We start from the raw sequence: 13,960 nt of genomic DNA on the forward strand, positions 1-13,960 counted from the left end.
AGAAACATACCAATACCCAAAAGAGCCAAACTAGAAACACCGTTGAGCGAGTATTTGGGCATTTTAAACTGCATTATGGCATGAATAAGGCTCGTCACCTTGGGTTAATGCAATTTCATACCAGTACTCTGCTTGCAAGCATAGTGCATAATTTAAAAACTGCCCTAGGCTTGAAGCGAAAATATGGGGTCGCTTAGGGTTATTGTGTCTATCGGTTGGTAAAACTAGCCAATAGACGTTAATTTACGGCAATTTAGGAGGCTTTTATGCCAATTCGGTGACTTTCTTCACTTCTTTAACACCAATTCCAGTTTTTAGTTGAGTTTGAAATTGGTGTCGAGAGACGGTCGCTGGTTTGTGCAAAGGTCTCAAATATTTACTATGGCTTAACATAATAAAGGAACTATCATGCCGACCCAATCGACGCTCCAACGTGAACTGGCGGTCTTTGACCTTGACCATACTTTGATTGACGCAGACAGCGATTACTTGTGGGGCGAATACTTGGTCAAAAACGGATTGGTTGATGAAGCCGATTTTCGCGCGCGCAATCAGCGCTTTTATGAGCAGTACGTCGAGGGCACGCTGGACGCGACCGAATATGCCGAATTTGTCGCAGGGTTTTTGGCGCAACACGATATACCAACGCTACACGCGTGGCGTGATGACTACGTGCAACACACCATCGCGCCGCATGTGCGCCCCAAAGCCCAACACGCCATACAGGCGCATATCGACGCAGGGCATGACGTGCTGATCATTTCAGCAACCAATGATTTTATTGTACAGGCTGTGGCGGCGTTGTTTTTGGAGGATACAACGCGAATTATTGCCACTCCGTTTGCCATTGAAAACGCGCGTTATACGGGCAAGCTTTCAGGGCGACCAAGCTTTCAGGACGGCAAGCTGTTTTATCTGGAGCAATGGCTGGCAACACAACAGGCGCAAGGCGTGACATACAGCAAAACCTATGCCTATTCAGATTCCAAAAATGACATTCCGCTGCTGACGTGGGCGGATGTGGCGGTGGCGGTATCGCCCGATGATGCCCTGCGCGCACACGCCTTGGCGCACCAATGGGCGATTGAGGATTGGCGGATAAACGCCAACGCCGACTGATACGATGTAAGCCTATATTGGCTAAATTGATGTATAATAGTAAGTTTTTAGAGTCAACCAACGCTAGCCCAAGGAGCTGTCATGGAAATCAACCCCTACCTTGAACGTATCAAAGACCTTGCCGAGCGCGGCGACCAACTTCGGGGGTATCTTTGACATCGATGCCAAAATCGAGCGTTTAGAAGAAGTCAATCTTGAGCTTGAAAACCCCGACCTATGGAATGACCCCGAGCGCGCAACCAAAATCAGCAAAGAAAAAGCCCAGCTTGATGGCGTGATTGGCGTGATAGACACGCTAAACGACAAACTCAGCGACGCGCGCGCGATGTTGGACTTGGCGGTAGAAGCTGACGATGCCAGTTTGTTGGATGATGTGCAAGCCGAACTCGATGCCGCCGATGAGCAAGTTGCGGATTTAGAGTTTAAGCGCATGTTTAGCGGTGAGATGGATGCCAACGACTGCTATTTAGACATCCAATCGGGCTCTGGTGGCACTGAGGCGCAAGACTGGGCCGAAATGCTGTTACGCATGTATCAGCGTTGGTGTGATGCGCATGGCTTTAAAGCCGAGCTGATTGAGCTGTCCTCGGGTGCGGTGGCGGGCATCAAATCTGCGACCCTGCATGTCAAAGGCGACCATGCGTTTGGTTGGCTGCGTACCGAAACAGGCGTACATCGTTTGGTGCGCAAATCACCGTTTGACAGCAACAACGGCCGTCACACGTCGTTTTCTGCCGTGTTTGTATCGCCTGAAATCGATGACAATATTGAAATCGACATCAACCCAGCCGATTTGCGCATTGACACCTACCGCTCAAGCGGTGCAGGCGGACAGCACGTCAATACCACGGATTCTGCCGTACGTATCACCCACCAGCCAACAGGCATCGTGGTGGCGTGCCAAAGCGAACGCAGCCAAATCTCCAACCGCGAAACCGCGATGAAAATGCTACGCGCCAAGCTATATGAACGCGAAATGCAACTACGCATGGAAAAACAGCAGGCACTAGAAGACAGCAAGTCTGACATCGGCTGGGGCAGTCAAATTCGATCCTACGTCCTTGATGATTCGCGCATTAAGGATTTGCGTACGGGTGTGGAAACATCAAACACACAAGCGGTGCTAGATGGCGATCTAGATAAGTTTATCGAAGCGAGTTTAAAAGCGGGTTTATAATGCTAAAAAAGGGCGCAGCAAACGCCCTTTTTTAAATAAAAGTTTTAAAAAAATTAAAAATATTTAAAAAAATACACGAGAATTGAACCATGCTCTATCAATACAACGGCAAACAGCCCACCTACCCATCACCATTTACTGGCTGGATTGCCGACTCTGCCCAAATCATCGGTGATGTGCATCTGGGCGACGCAGTCAGTGTGTGGTTTGGTGCGGTTATTCGTGGCGATAATAGCCCAATTTATTTGGGTGCGCGTAGCAACGTGCAAGAAAATTGTGTCATTCACACCGATGCAGGCATTGGCGTTGAAATCGGCGAGGGTGTGACGATTGGGCATTTAGCCATGTTGCATGGCTGCTGCATTGGCGACAACAGCTTGATAGGGATTGGCGCGATTGTGCTCAATCATGCTGTGATCGGCAAAAATTGTATCATTGGCGCAAATGCACTGGTCACCGAAGGCACGCACATTCCTGACAACTCGCTTGCCGTGGGCAGCCCTGCCAAAGTGATTAAAACTCTAAGCGACGCACAAATTGCCATGCTTGCGCAATCCGCCGCCCAATATGTCATCAAAGCCCAAGCGTTTAAAACAGGTTTAACCCCTGTGCACATGCGATAAAACGACGGCTACACGCGCAGTTACATCAACATCATCATCACCAGCCAACCAAACGCGCCGATCGCCAACGCAATACCAATCGCGCGCAAAATGCCTGCGGTGAATAAGTCTTCTGCGGTAGCATCGTCACGTCTGCGAAATGGCGCAAACACGATATCCAATGCTTTATTGCCAAATAACAGCCCAAACACCGCGCCTAGCACCGCCAATATCGGCAAAAACAGCCAATCGGTTTTGCCTGTGCCAATGCCTGACAGTGATTGCACCACATTGATACCCACGTCAATCAACAAACCAATGAGGGCATATAATAGCGTCACTAGCCCTGCGGTCAGTAGCCGACTGCCAAAGCTGACAGGTGCATCATCTGTCACGGGCGCGGCGGCGGTTGATGGCGGCTCAGCGTGCGCTAGCGGTGAGGCCATCGGCGCGGTAAAACGCTGATTCTCTGCCATAGGCGGCAAGTTCGTGGTACGCACTGCCGAAAAATAATCATCCGATGGCGCAACCGACGATTGTAGTGGTTTAGCCAAGTCATGCGTATCGCCAACATTGCCAAACGCATCATCGGGTACAGGCTCGGCAGGCTGGGTGATTGCGTGGGGGGAGAGCTTATCGGGCATGATGTTTTCCTTATCATGATAAAGCTTGTAACGATAAAATATAAAAAAAGGACAGCCCAAACCGTCCTTTTTAAAAAAAACACGCTAAATTTGCCAAATCAATACATTTTATCCAACAGGGCATGGATTTTGGCCTTAGCGTCGCCACTGACATGCGGTGCAATCTCATTGAGCAGGCGTTTGGCGCTGTCATATTCGCCAAGCTCAAGGTACTGCTCGGCAAGCGCAAGCGTGAGGGCGGTGCGATCCATTTGTTCAACATGGGCAAGCGCATCGCTCAAAGCCGGGCTTAGCGCGTCATCCGCCGTGGTGACAGTAGGCTCAGCGACGGTGGGCTGTGTGGCGCTAGGCGCGTACACCTCACTGCTGCTGACGGTAGGGAGTTCGGGAGTTTCAGCAGTTTCGTGGGTATCAGCACTGGTAGGCGCGCTGGTTTGGGGTTTGTCTTGATCGCTTTGTTCAAAATCTAGCTCAAAATCCGTCCAGTCAGTCGCTGTGTCATCAAGTGTTGCCAACGTTTGCGTTTGTGCAGGCGATTCGATGGCATTCGGGACATCGAGTGCCAAATCCGAAAAATCAAACTCGTTCGTTTCAATTTTTGGGGTATCGGTTGCAAGTGTGGGCGTGGCTTGCGCGGCGGTTGGCTCATCAAACGTCAAATCAATTTCGTCAAACTGCGCAATATCATCCACAGGTGGGGCATTGACCACGGGCGTGCTGGTGTTAAGTGCAGGCGTGGTTGCTGCCAGATTGGTGTCTTGCTGAGCTGGCGTGTCAAGCGTGAAATCATCAAAATCAGCCGCAGCGGTAGCGGCGTTGGTTGTGACAGGCGTGTGGACATCTGTTGATGGCTCGGCAGCCGTTACGGGTGCATCAAGTGTGAAATCATCAACATCAGACAAATCAAGCTCGGTATCGGCCGCGCTTAGCACCTTGTCTTGGGTAGAGGTGGTTTGTACCGCTGGCGCATCCGTTGCTGCCGCTTGTTGGTCGATTTGCCACAAGCTGTCATCCGCTGTTAGCTCGTCGCCAAGCGTTTGGTCAGGCGTGCGCGTATGCGCAGTGTCTGCGGGCAAGACCAGTTCGGTATCCGCGCTGGATAGGACATTTTCGTCAGGCTTGGTACTGACTGGAGCGTCGGTTGGCGCGGTTGAGGCTGGGCTTAGTGAGTCAAGCGCTAAATCAAAATCAAAGTCATCAAGCGCGGCTGTCGGTGCTGCTGCTGGCGTAGGCGTACTTGTGGCAGGCTGTGACGCGCTGATGGTGGGCTCGTCATCCAAAGAAAAATCAAAATCTAGGCTGTCATCGCTGACGTTGCTGGTGGTTGGAGCAGGCTCTGCCACCGTTGGGCTTGCGGTAACACTCGGCACTGCGCTGGTCGGAGGCGCGGCATTAAATGCCAGCTCTTCATCAACCAGTGATTTTAGGTTAGCTGCTTGCGTCTGTACTTGGCTATCATTGAAACCTTGCAGCGTTGGGTACAGGGCATTGAACGCATCATAATTTTTACTAACGGCGTAGGTGTTGAGCAGCAGCAGTGCCAAATCGCTGCGATTGGGTTCACGCGCCATGGCAGGTTTTAGCACCTGTTCGGCACGCTCATAATCGCGTTGGTCAAATAGGTTCTGGGCGGTTTTTAGCACATCCTCGCTGGGCTGGGTTGGCTGGCTGCTTGGCACGGTCGCTGGCGCTTGGTTGGCTGTATTGGCGCGCGCTTGCAGCTCTTGTTGTTGCTCAGCGAGGGTTTTGGGGCGGTTGCTGTTGGTTGTCATGCCACCATCACCGCCCGATTTTTTGCGCATAAGCACGACGGCTACGATTATTACAATCACCACGGCGGCGATAATGCCCATCATCATTGGGGTCATGGTGGATTCTCCTTGATTGAGTTATCTTAATGACTTCTTTATCAAATACTTGTTTAAGTCGGTGTCAGTTGGCTTGATTTAGCTGTTTAAGGCGCTGCTCAAGCTGGGCTAGTCGTGCGTTTTGGATTTGCAAGCGGTTCTCGGCACGCATCAGATTTTGGTTAAGCAGCCCTGCCGCGCGCGCTTGTTGGGCGGTGCGCTGGCGTTTGGATTGAACCTTGCTTAGCAGCGCATCACTCACATTGCCGTCACCTGTTTGGCTAAGTCCACCTTGTGCCGCACCGTTGGTTTGGCTGGGTGTGATGATCGTCATTTCAGTGCGACGCTTGGTGGCGCGGCGCTGAGCAACTTGGGTTTGGCGCTCGGTGGCGCGGGCCATGCGTCGCTGCCGCGCGCTGGGCTTTGCTTGGTCGTTGGCTTGGCGCGCGGTGCGTAGGTTGGATGCTTGGGTTGAATGCGTTTTATTTTTACGCGACGCGCTATGAGTGGTTTTAGCGTTGTTTCGTGCTTGCTCAGCGGCTTTAACGCTGCGCTTAGATGGGCGTGTGGCAAACGTGGCTGGAATGCTCAGCGTTGCATTGGCGTATAATTGGCTTGGGTCATCGTTGGCAAAGGCTTGCGGATTGGCCTCAACAATGCTTTGCATGATGGTTTGAATATCGGCATCGCCTTGTTTGGCTAAGTCGCTGGCAATCGTCCATAAGTTGTCATTGCGATCAACGACATAAGTGGTCGTGTCATCGTCAGCGGCAGGGGTGCGCGCACTCAAGTTGGGCGTTGCCTGTGGACTTGACAAATTGCGGGCAGGTTGTTGCATTTGGCTGGCGATAGCCTGTGGCGTCGTCTCAGTGTTGGCAGGTTTTGACGGTACTTGCCAAACAGGTGTGTTGGCTTGTGCATTGAGGCTATCCGCGCTTGTTGCACTTGTGGTGGGTGTGTCTGCCATCGTGATAGGCGCGGCATCAATAGGTGGCAATGCGTTTTTTGCCACCTCTGGGGCGAGCGTTTGCGGCAAGTTTGGCGCGGTGTTATTTTGCACTGTCGCGGCGGTATTTGGCAGCGTCATAGGTGCGTCAGCAACGCGCAAAGGCGGCGGCGGTGCTTGCTTAACCAATAATGGCTCATTGCTCACAGGCAGCTGCACCGCGTTGGTGTTGCCCACCACCACCGTGGTTGGGGTTGGCTCAATCAGCTTTGCCGCTGACTGTGGGGTGACGCGCTGTTTATTGTCTATTGGGAGCAGCAGTGTTTTGGGCAAAAGCCGCGTTTGGCCTGCGTTATTGATGGTCAAAAGTACATCGGTAAACGGCGCGGCAATCGGTTGGCGTGTGGTCAATACAATCACACCGCCATTGCTACTGGTTGGTTCAAAGCGAATTGCCATATCGCTGTCTTTATTGAGTCCCAGCTGGCGGTAGGCTTGTGGGTTGGCTAAATTCACGCTAAATGTGGCAGGGTCGATATCGGACACATTAATCCGCGCGCTAAGCGGTTGATTTTGCCCTGACTCCACATAGGTGTCGCCCACTTCAAGGGCAAAACTGGTCATGGGCAGCACCATCAATGTGCACAATAACCCATATGAAAAGTGCGGTCGAAACTGCGCAAACCTGTGCATACCATCCTCTGTTTGCCGTCATATCAAACGATTAATGGCAAAATATTTTAAAATATATCAACCACCAAATCACCATATTAAATTTTAATTATTAAAATATCAAACGGTTTTGGTAGGTAGAATTCTGCAATATGTTATAACAAAATTGCTCATAAAATACCAGTGGCATTGTTTTAATGTGCCTAAAATAAGCAACGAGCGGTAAAGCCATGCCTTACCGCTCGTGATACCGCGCTGCCCAAATCCTCAGCGGCGCAGTCAAGCCTTATAGCTGCCCACGAATGATTGCCAGCATACGACGCAATGGCTCTGCCGCGCCCCACAGCAGCTGATCGCCAACTGTGAACGCCGCCAAATACTGCTCGCCCAGCTGCATTTTACGCAAACGCCCCAGCGCCACCGTCAGCGTACCTGTCACCGCAACAGGCGTTAAACGCTGCATTGAGGCGGCTTTGGTGTTCTCAACCACATCCAACCACGGGTTGTTGCTATCTTTGAGCGCCTGCTCGATGTGATTGAGGCTGACATCGTGTTTTAGTTTGATCGTCAAGCCTTGTGAGTGGCAACGCATCGCACCGATACGCACGCACACGCCATCAATCGGCACGACCGCGCTATCTTGGCGGCCCAAAATCTTGTTGGTTTCGACCATGCCTTTCCATTCTTCACGCGATTGCCCGTTGTCAAGTTGGCTGTCGATATAAGGAATCAAGCTACCTGCCAAGGGCGCACCAAAGTGGGTCACATCATAATCCGCGCTGCGTTGTAGCGTTGCAATTTGACGGTCAATGTCCAAAATCGCCGCCGCAGGATCATTTAATTTGTCCGCCACGCCTTGGTGCAAAAAGCCCATCCCACGAATCAGCTCACGCATGTGGTTAGCACCGCCGCCACTGGCCGCTTGGTAGGTCATCGCAGACACCCACTCGACCCAATCTTGGCGGAATAACTCGCCAATCGCCATCAGCATCAATGACACCGTGCAGTTACCGCCGATAAAGTCCTTTTGCCCTGCCGCCAATGCCGCGTCGATCACCCCGCGATTGACGGGGTCAAGCACAATCACGCTGTCTGCTTGCATACGCAGCGTACTTGCCGCGTCAATCCAGTAGCCTGTCCAACCGCGTGCGCGTAACGGTTCATGCACGGCTTTGGTATAGTCACCGCCTTGGCAAGTGACGATGACATCACAATCTGCCAACGCTGCCAAATCGTGCGCATCTTGCAACTTACCTGCCTTGTTAATGACACCAAAGTCAGGCGCATCGCCACCTGCATTACTGGTTGAAAAAAACACGGGCGCAATGCCATCAAAATCGCCTTCTTCAACCATGCGCTGCATCAACACCGAGCCGACCATGCCGCGCCAGCCCACAAAACCTACCCGTAATTGCGCCATCATCTCCCCCTTTACGTTTTCCAAATGCTGCGCGTTACAATCATGCCAATACCACGCCATGGCTAGCCCTGATAGGCAAAACTTGACGCTTAAAACTTAACACCTCAAAAACCCATCAAGCCAACAACGTGGTAAATTTTAAATGACCTGCTACCATGCCCGTTTTTGCCAGATATTGCAAGCAAAATTTGCCCAATTTTTTGCCAAAAAAATCGCCTGCGGTTTTGCGCTGCCGTTTTGACTGACAAAATCCAATGCATGTAAGCCAAAACCTACAACAAGTTCGGCTTTTGGCGAATAGTCAGCCTATGCCCCGTAAGCTATACTGAGCGCACAACACAGGGAAAAACGCTCGATTCAGGATGAAACGCAGCGGTGTTGGTTCGGTAGGGAAGCCGAAGCTAGGATAGCGATAACTACAACCCATATGCCCGATCGCCCAAACTTGCTGCCCACAAGTTTGGGTTTTTTTTATTTTTAAACTATCGTTTAACCTGCTAAAATACCCCAAGCACGGCCCAAGTCGCTTACGATAGCTTAGACCCAGACAGCTTATAAAAGTTTAGGCTTAATATATCGGGCAACCACAAATGACCCAATCAATCAAATTACCCAAACAATCATAGTAGATACGCCATGACCGCCGCAACCCATACCGCCTTTAACCACCCCGACAACACCAGCCCATATCTCATCGCGCCGTCGATTTTGTCAGCGGATTTTGCTCGGCTTGGGCAAGAGGTCGAAGCCGTGGTGGCGGCAGGCGCGGATGTTGTGCATTTTGATGTCATGGACAATCACTATGTGCCAAACTTGACCTTTGGCAGCATGATTTGTCAGGCGCTGCGTGACTATGGCATCACAGCGCCGATTGATGTGCATCTGATGGTCAGCCCCGTGGATGGCATGATTGAGCAGTTTTTGGCGGCAGGGGCAAGCGTGATTACGTTTCATCCCGAAGCCAGTCAGCACATTGACCGCTCATTACAGCTTATCAAAGACGGCGGCGCGCAATGCGGCTTGGTGTTTAATCCTGCCACGCCGCTGCATTATTTGGATTACACGCTTGATAAAATCGACCAAATTTTGCTGATGAGCGTCAATCCGGGTTTTGGCGGACAGGCGTTTATTGCCAGTACGCTGGATAAAATCCGTGCCGTGCGGGCGCGTATTGATGCCTCGGGGTGTCATATTCGGCTTGAGGTGGATGGCGGCATCAAAGCTGGCAATATCCGCGCGGTGGCAGAAGCAGGCGCGGATATGTTTGTTGCAGGCTCAGCGATTTTTGGGCAAGCGGATTATCAAGCCGCCATCGCCGCCATGCGCGCTCAATTGGCGCTTGTCCGTGCCAAACAGGTGTAAGCCCAACAACAGATTTTCAGTATTCATACCAATTTGCGCGGCTCAAACCATGACCTCACCATCACTTGTCAAAACCGATACCAACCACCCCAAACCATCGCTTGTGCCGCTTGGTGTGACGTATGGCTTGGCGGTATTTGCTGTTGTGTTGGCGCTGGCAGGTTACGGCTTTCGTTTGGCATTGGGTGAGCCGTTTGCTGTGTTGTGGCGGCCGATGATTTTGACCTTGTTAGAGTTTTGCGTGCTACTGCCAGTCGGTTTTATGGCAGGCGCGTGGGTGATGAATCGCTTGAGCGGACGCGCGCCTATTCAAATGCGCAATGCCATGACGCTTGGGCTGCTTTTTAGCTGCGTTGCTATGTTGTGGCTGATGTCGGCATACTCTTAACCCTTTAATCCCTACAAAATGACCAAATCTAGCTTAAATCAGTATTCAATTTATCCTGCCAATTTGCCCAAATCGCTGATTAATTTATTGATGGGTGGTTGTGTGTTGTTGGGTTTATCGCAGCTGCGCCATGGCAATAACGTGCAAGGCTGGCTTGATGTTTTGGATTATTGGGCGTTTATGCTGCTATGGATACCCACTGGTGTGACAGTGGTGGCCTTGCCGTTTAAACTGCGTGACCCGACGTTTGAGCTTAAATTGGCGTATTATTTGGGTATGTTTGTCGCGTTTTTATTTGTGCTCAATCGCTTGCGCTATTGGCGTTAGATGACGGGACAAAATTACTGACAAACGCGCGAAAAAATTGCCTAAAGCCTGTTTACAAAAGCCTAGCATTTCTATTACTCTATAGCAAAACTGTGGTGTATTATTTTAGCGTTCAATGCAGCGGGTGTGAGGGCATTAGACCCCAACGCGCCCTATTGAATGCCTACCGATGTCAAAGGAAACTGCCATGCAACTTTTATCTCCCCGTGCTTTGCGCTTGTCTGCGATTGCTTGCGTCAGCCTTGCCGCTACTTTAACTGGCTGCTCTGCCAAAAAACCCACCTCAGAAGTCGTGGTTGCCCCCATGGGGGTCACAGGTGTCAATGGCAGCGCGTACTACGATGGCGGCGCGTTGGTCAATAACAGCCCAGCGGTGGTCGATGCAGCCAATGCCAATGGCATGGGCGATGTGGTGTATTTTGGCTTTGATAGCAGTGAGATCGACGCTCAAGGACAAGCGGTATTGTCGCAGCAAGCCCAGTTTTTGCAAGCCAACCCAAGCGCGCGTGTCGTGATTGCAGGGCATACCGATGAACGCGGCAGCCGTGAGTACAACATGGCGTTGGGTGAGCGTCGTGCCCGTGCCGCGCAAAACTACCTGACCAGCCAAGGTATTTCTGCCGACCGTACCGAAGCGGTAAGCTATGGTGAAGAACAACCTGCTGATCCAGGGCATGACGAAGCGGCCTGGGCTAAAAACCGTCGCGCGGTGTTGTCTTACTAAGCCGATGATAACGCCGCTTGCTAAGTCATTGGTTCAGCGTCGTCTGTGCCGCCACTTAGCAGGGCGTGGCCGTCGGTTAATCGATGGGAACATTTAGGCGCAAAACAGGACAGGCTGGGCTAAAGACATGCAGTGGTGGGCGTTCGATATCACGCCTGAGGCAAGCCAATCGACCAGCGTTTGTGCTTACTTGGCAATTGACCGTGTGGCTAATTACCGCTTAGCCAGCCATGATGTCGCCAATAGGCCGACGCAGGCAGCCATTAACGTTGGCAGTGCGGCCTGTCGTGCATTATTGATAAAATTACAAGCCAAAATTGGCTTACAGGGCAAATTATCCGATGCTGGTTTGCCCTATCGTTTGTTAGCCAGCCAGCACAATGCGCACGCAACACCATATTTTGTCAGCTTTAGCCACAGTAGCGCGCATATCGCTGTTTTGGTTGCGCCGTTTGCTAAGCTAGCTGTGGACATTGAAGACAAGCCAATCTCGGCAGCGGTGGCACGGCGGTTTTTTAGCCATGCCGAAAATGACTGGCTGGCAACCTTGACCAATCGCCAACAACGCCAAGCACGGCAGCTACTGTGGTGTCTAAAAGAGTGTACGCTCAAACAACGCCAAGCCCGTGATAGCCGTTTATTGGCTGGCATAGCGCACAATATATTGGATGATATTGCGCCCAAGCAGCTTCGCGCGCTGCTCACAGAGCAGGCAGGGCAGGCTATCAACTGTCTGTATCAAACCGCACCAACACCGCGTTTGATGGGCTATTTACCCACCAAACACTGCGCGGTTATGGTTTGTCAGCATTCGTGCAACAATTTTGCTAAAAAAACACAAAATTTCTTTGTTTTGTAAAAAAGCCATGCTATTATGCTTGCAGACTACAATGCAACGCCAACGTTGTATATCTTATGCCGTATCGTTGAGGTAGCACGCGCGGACATTGTAGAAGAGTAGATTTAGATAATGCTCACTGGCAAGATGGTTTGACACGACCTGCGCAGACTCACTGAACAAGGCGCGGCTTGTTCAACATCATGCCTTAACAACGTGAGCTATCTAATTAGCAGTAATTTGAGGAAATTATTATGTCAGTTCGTGAACAAGGCGTGGTAAAGTGGTTTAACGACTCGAAAGGCTTTGGTTTTATCCAACGTAGCAGCGGTGAGGACATTTTTGTTCATTTCCGCGCAATCCAAGGTGATGGCTACCGTTCATTGCAAGATGGTCAAAAAGTAGAATTCACCGTGGTGGAAGGCCAAAAAGGCCTACAAGCCGAAGAAGTCACCAAAATTGACTAAATAGATTGAAATTTACTACTAACAGTAAATTCATGATATAAAATATAAGTATAACAATAGGGTAGTGTCAAGTGACAATGCCCTTGTCCATGCGTTTGTAATCATTAGTAGAACGCGATTGGACGATTTTAGTCCGCCTAGTAATAAATTTAAAAATCATAGCGCGAAGGTTGGCGGTATACAAAACGCCCAGCTAATCAAGCCTACTTTGATTTGTTGTCAATTAAGGTCATTGTGTTCCAATTTTTTCGTGAGTTGCCATTGGTGCCCGCCTTGCTCAAAGCCATTGAGCGTTTAGGCTATGAGCGTTTAACCCCCATCCAAGCGCAGATTTTGCCTTATACACTGGCAGGACAAGACGCGATCGGACAAGCACAAACCGGTACAGGTAAAACAGCAACGTTTTTACTGACTGTCATTCAAGAACTACTCACAAACCCACTTGTCGCAAAAAAAGACGGTCAGCGTTATTTGGGTGAACCGCGCGCGCTGATTTTAGCACCAACGCGAGAGCTTGCCCAGCAGATTTACCAAGATTGCCAACAGCTGACCCAATTCACCGACTTACATACCGTGTGCTTGCTTGGCGGCATTGATTACGACAAACAGCTCAAGCAACTGCACAGCCAATTTGTCGATATCATCATCGCCACACCGGGGCGGTTGATTGATATGTGCCACCAACATGCGGTATTTCTTGATCGCCTTGAACTGTTGGTGCTTGATGAAGCCGACCGTATGCTGGATATGGGTTTTATTCCCGATATCAAGCGTTTGATTCGCATGATGCCGCCCAACACCCATCGGCAGACGCTGTTATTTTCAGCGACGTTTAACCAAGATGTCATGAATTTGGCGTATCGCTGGTTGTATCGTCCGATGTTTGTTGAGATTGCGCCTGAGCAAAAAACCAACGCCAACGTTGAGCAGCGTTTTTATACCTTGCTTGATAAAGACAAGCTCGACGCGCTCAAAACCATTTTGCAACATTACCATGGGCAAAAAGTGATTATCTTTGCCAATCGTAAAGACCAAGTGCGCACCTTGTACAATCGTATCCATGGGCAGCATTCGGTGGTGATGTTATCGGGGGATATCGCGCAAAACAAACGCGAACGCTATCTTGGTCAGTTTCGTGACGGCAAGGCAGATATTTTGGTCGCCACCGATGTGGCAGGGCGTGGTATTCATGTCGATGACGTGGCGTGTGTGGTCAATTATACCTTGCCCGATAATCCCGATGACTACGTGCATCGCATTGGGCGCACAGGTCGGGCAGGCAATCAAGGGTTGAGCATCAGTTTTGTTAGCGAGTCGGATGGTTTTAATCTGCCTGCGCTGCAAAGCCATCTTGACCAAGCGGTGCATACCACGCAATGGCAAGCGGCTGATTTTGCGGTCAATCAGAGCTAGGCGGTCGGCTTTAC

The 13,960-nt window shown here is 50.8% G+C and carries 15 protein-coding genes; 11 read left to right on the forward strand and 4 right to left on the reverse strand.

Annotated elements, in window-relative coordinates; all coding sequences use genetic code 11:
- From AC5L4R_RS05300 to AC5L4R_RS05315, 4 genes are all read left to right on the forward strand, one after another.
- A partial coding sequence (locus tag AC5L4R_RS05300) for a transposase (protein ID WP_494478033.1) occupies window positions 1–197 on the forward strand: 197 nt, incomplete at its 5' end.
- 211 nt (window positions 198–408) lie between these two features.
- Entirely contained in the window at window positions 409–1,119 is a 711-nt protein-coding gene (locus AC5L4R_RS05305; protein ID WP_494473023.1) for an HAD family hydrolase, read from the forward strand.
- Between the two features lie 81 nt (window positions 1,120–1,200).
- Window positions 1,201–2,296, forward strand: a protein-coding gene (gene prfB, locus AC5L4R_RS05310) for a peptide chain release factor 2 (protein WP_494473024.1) whose coding sequence is annotated in 2 segments (ribosomal slippage) — window positions 1,201–1,272 and window positions 1,274–2,296 — 1,095 coding nt in all. Because the reading frame shifts where the segments join, the coding sequence is not laid out codon by codon here.
- An 89-nt stretch (window positions 2,297–2,385) separates the two neighbouring features.
- A complete protein-coding gene (locus AC5L4R_RS05315) occupies window positions 2,386–2,919 on the forward strand; it encodes a gamma carbonic anhydrase family protein (RefSeq protein ID WP_494473025.1) in 534 nt (177 codons plus the stop codon).
- A 20-nt stretch (window positions 2,920–2,939) separates the two neighbouring features.
- Here AC5L4R_RS05315 and AC5L4R_RS05320 read toward each other — a convergent pair whose 3' ends face one another.
- The 4 genes from AC5L4R_RS05320 to asd form a co-directional block, all read right to left on the reverse strand.
- Window positions 2,940–3,542: a hypothetical protein gene (locus AC5L4R_RS05320; RefSeq protein WP_494473026.1), complete on the reverse strand. Its 603-nt coding sequence runs from the start codon at window positions 3,540–3,542 to the stop codon at window positions 2,940–2,942.
- 98 nt (window positions 3,543–3,640) lie between these two features.
- Complete coding sequence (locus tag AC5L4R_RS05325; RefSeq protein ID WP_494473027.1) at window positions 3,641–5,410, reverse strand: hypothetical protein; 1,770 nt, start codon at window positions 5,408–5,410, stop codon at window positions 3,641–3,643.
- A gap of 64 nt (window positions 5,411–5,474) precedes the next feature.
- Window positions 5,475–6,959 carry a type IV pilus assembly protein FimV gene (locus AC5L4R_RS05330; protein WP_494473028.1) on the reverse strand — a complete coding sequence of 495 codons (1,485 nt, stop codon included), beginning with the start codon at window positions 6,957–6,959 and terminating at the stop codon, window positions 5,475–5,477.
- Window positions 6,960–7,293: 334 nt separating this feature from the next.
- Window positions 7,294–8,427, reverse strand: coding sequence for an aspartate-semialdehyde dehydrogenase (asd, locus tag AC5L4R_RS05335; RefSeq protein WP_494473091.1), 1,134 nt, complete (start codon window positions 8,425–8,427; stop codon window positions 7,294–7,296).
- A gap of 636 nt (window positions 8,428–9,063) precedes the next feature.
- On the opposite strand from asd, the gene rpe reads away from it, so the two are divergent.
- From rpe to AC5L4R_RS05370, 7 genes are all read left to right on the forward strand, one after another.
- Entirely contained in the window at window positions 9,064–9,789 is a 726-nt protein-coding gene (rpe, locus tag AC5L4R_RS05340) for a ribulose-phosphate 3-epimerase (RefSeq protein ID WP_494473029.1), read from the forward strand.
- A 49-nt stretch (window positions 9,790–9,838) separates the two neighbouring features.
- Window positions 9,839–10,177, forward strand: a complete 339-nt coding sequence (locus AC5L4R_RS05345; RefSeq protein ID WP_494473030.1) for a hypothetical protein — start codon at window positions 9,839–9,841, stop codon at window positions 10,175–10,177.
- 18 nt (window positions 10,178–10,195) lie between these two features.
- Window positions 10,196–10,504 carry a hypothetical protein gene (locus tag AC5L4R_RS05350; RefSeq protein WP_494473031.1) on the forward strand — a complete coding sequence of 103 codons (309 nt, stop codon included), beginning with the start codon at window positions 10,196–10,198 and terminating at the stop codon, window positions 10,502–10,504.
- Window positions 10,505–10,691: 187 nt separating this feature from the next.
- Window positions 10,692–11,228: a peptidoglycan-associated lipoprotein Pal gene (gene pal / locus AC5L4R_RS05355; RefSeq protein WP_494473032.1), complete on the forward strand. Its 537-nt coding sequence runs from the start codon at window positions 10,692–10,694 to the stop codon at window positions 11,226–11,228.
- Window positions 11,229–11,355: 127 nt separating this feature from the next.
- Window positions 11,356–12,087, forward strand: coding sequence for a 4'-phosphopantetheinyl transferase family protein (locus AC5L4R_RS05360; protein ID WP_494473033.1), 732 nt, complete (start codon window positions 11,356–11,358; stop codon window positions 12,085–12,087).
- Between the two features lie 233 nt (window positions 12,088–12,320).
- The gene (locus AC5L4R_RS05365) at window positions 12,321–12,533 is read left to right on the forward strand and encodes a cold shock domain-containing protein (RefSeq protein ID WP_067057832.1); all 213 of its coding nucleotides are present in this window, start codon (window positions 12,321–12,323) and stop codon (window positions 12,531–12,533) included.
- 234 nt (window positions 12,534–12,767) lie between these two features.
- On the forward strand, window positions 12,768–13,946 hold the full coding sequence (locus AC5L4R_RS05370) for a DEAD/DEAH box helicase (protein WP_494473034.1): 1,179 nt from the start codon (window positions 12,768–12,770) through the stop codon (window positions 13,944–13,946).
- Window positions 13,947–13,960 lie beyond the last annotated feature (14 nt).

It is taken from the genome of Faucicola sp. SE7633 (assembly GCF_059264685.1).

Coding starts and splice junctions, on each gene's coding strand:
- AC5L4R_RS05360 (WP_494473033.1), top strand. CDS start 11,356: ATGCAGTGGTGGGCGTTCGATATCACGCCTGAGGCAAGCCAATCGACC.
- AC5L4R_RS05305 (WP_494473023.1), top strand. CDS start 409: ATGCCGACCCAATCGACGCTCCAACGTGAACTGGCGGTCTTTGACCTT.
- AC5L4R_RS05350 (WP_494473031.1), top strand. CDS start 10,196: ATGACCAAATCTAGCTTAAATCAGTATTCAATTTATCCTGCCAATTTG.
- asd (WP_494473091.1), bottom strand. CDS start 8,427: ATGGCGCAATTACGGGTAGGTTTTGTGGGCTGGCGCGGCATGGTCGGC.
- AC5L4R_RS05345 (WP_494473030.1), top strand. CDS start 9,839: ATGACCTCACCATCACTTGTCAAAACCGATACCAACCACCCCAAACCA.
- rpe (WP_494473029.1), top strand. CDS start 9,064: ATGACCGCCGCAACCCATACCGCCTTTAACCACCCCGACAACACCAGC.
- AC5L4R_RS05320 (WP_494473026.1), bottom strand. CDS start 3,542: ATGCCCGATAAGCTCTCCCCCCACGCAATCACCCAGCCTGCCGAGCCT.
- pal (WP_494473032.1), top strand. CDS start 10,692: ATGCAACTTTTATCTCCCCGTGCTTTGCGCTTGTCTGCGATTGCTTGC.
- AC5L4R_RS05315 (WP_494473025.1), top strand. CDS start 2,386: ATGCTCTATCAATACAACGGCAAACAGCCCACCTACCCATCACCATTT.
- AC5L4R_RS05330 (WP_494473028.1), bottom strand. CDS start 6,959: ATGACCAGTTTTGCCCTTGAAGTGGGCGACACCTATGTGGAGTCAGGG.
- AC5L4R_RS05325 (WP_494473027.1), bottom strand. CDS start 5,410: ATGACCCCAATGATGATGGGCATTATCGCCGCCGTGGTGATTGTAATA.
- AC5L4R_RS05365 (WP_067057832.1), top strand. CDS start 12,321: ATGTCAGTTCGTGAACAAGGCGTGGTAAAGTGGTTTAACGACTCGAAA.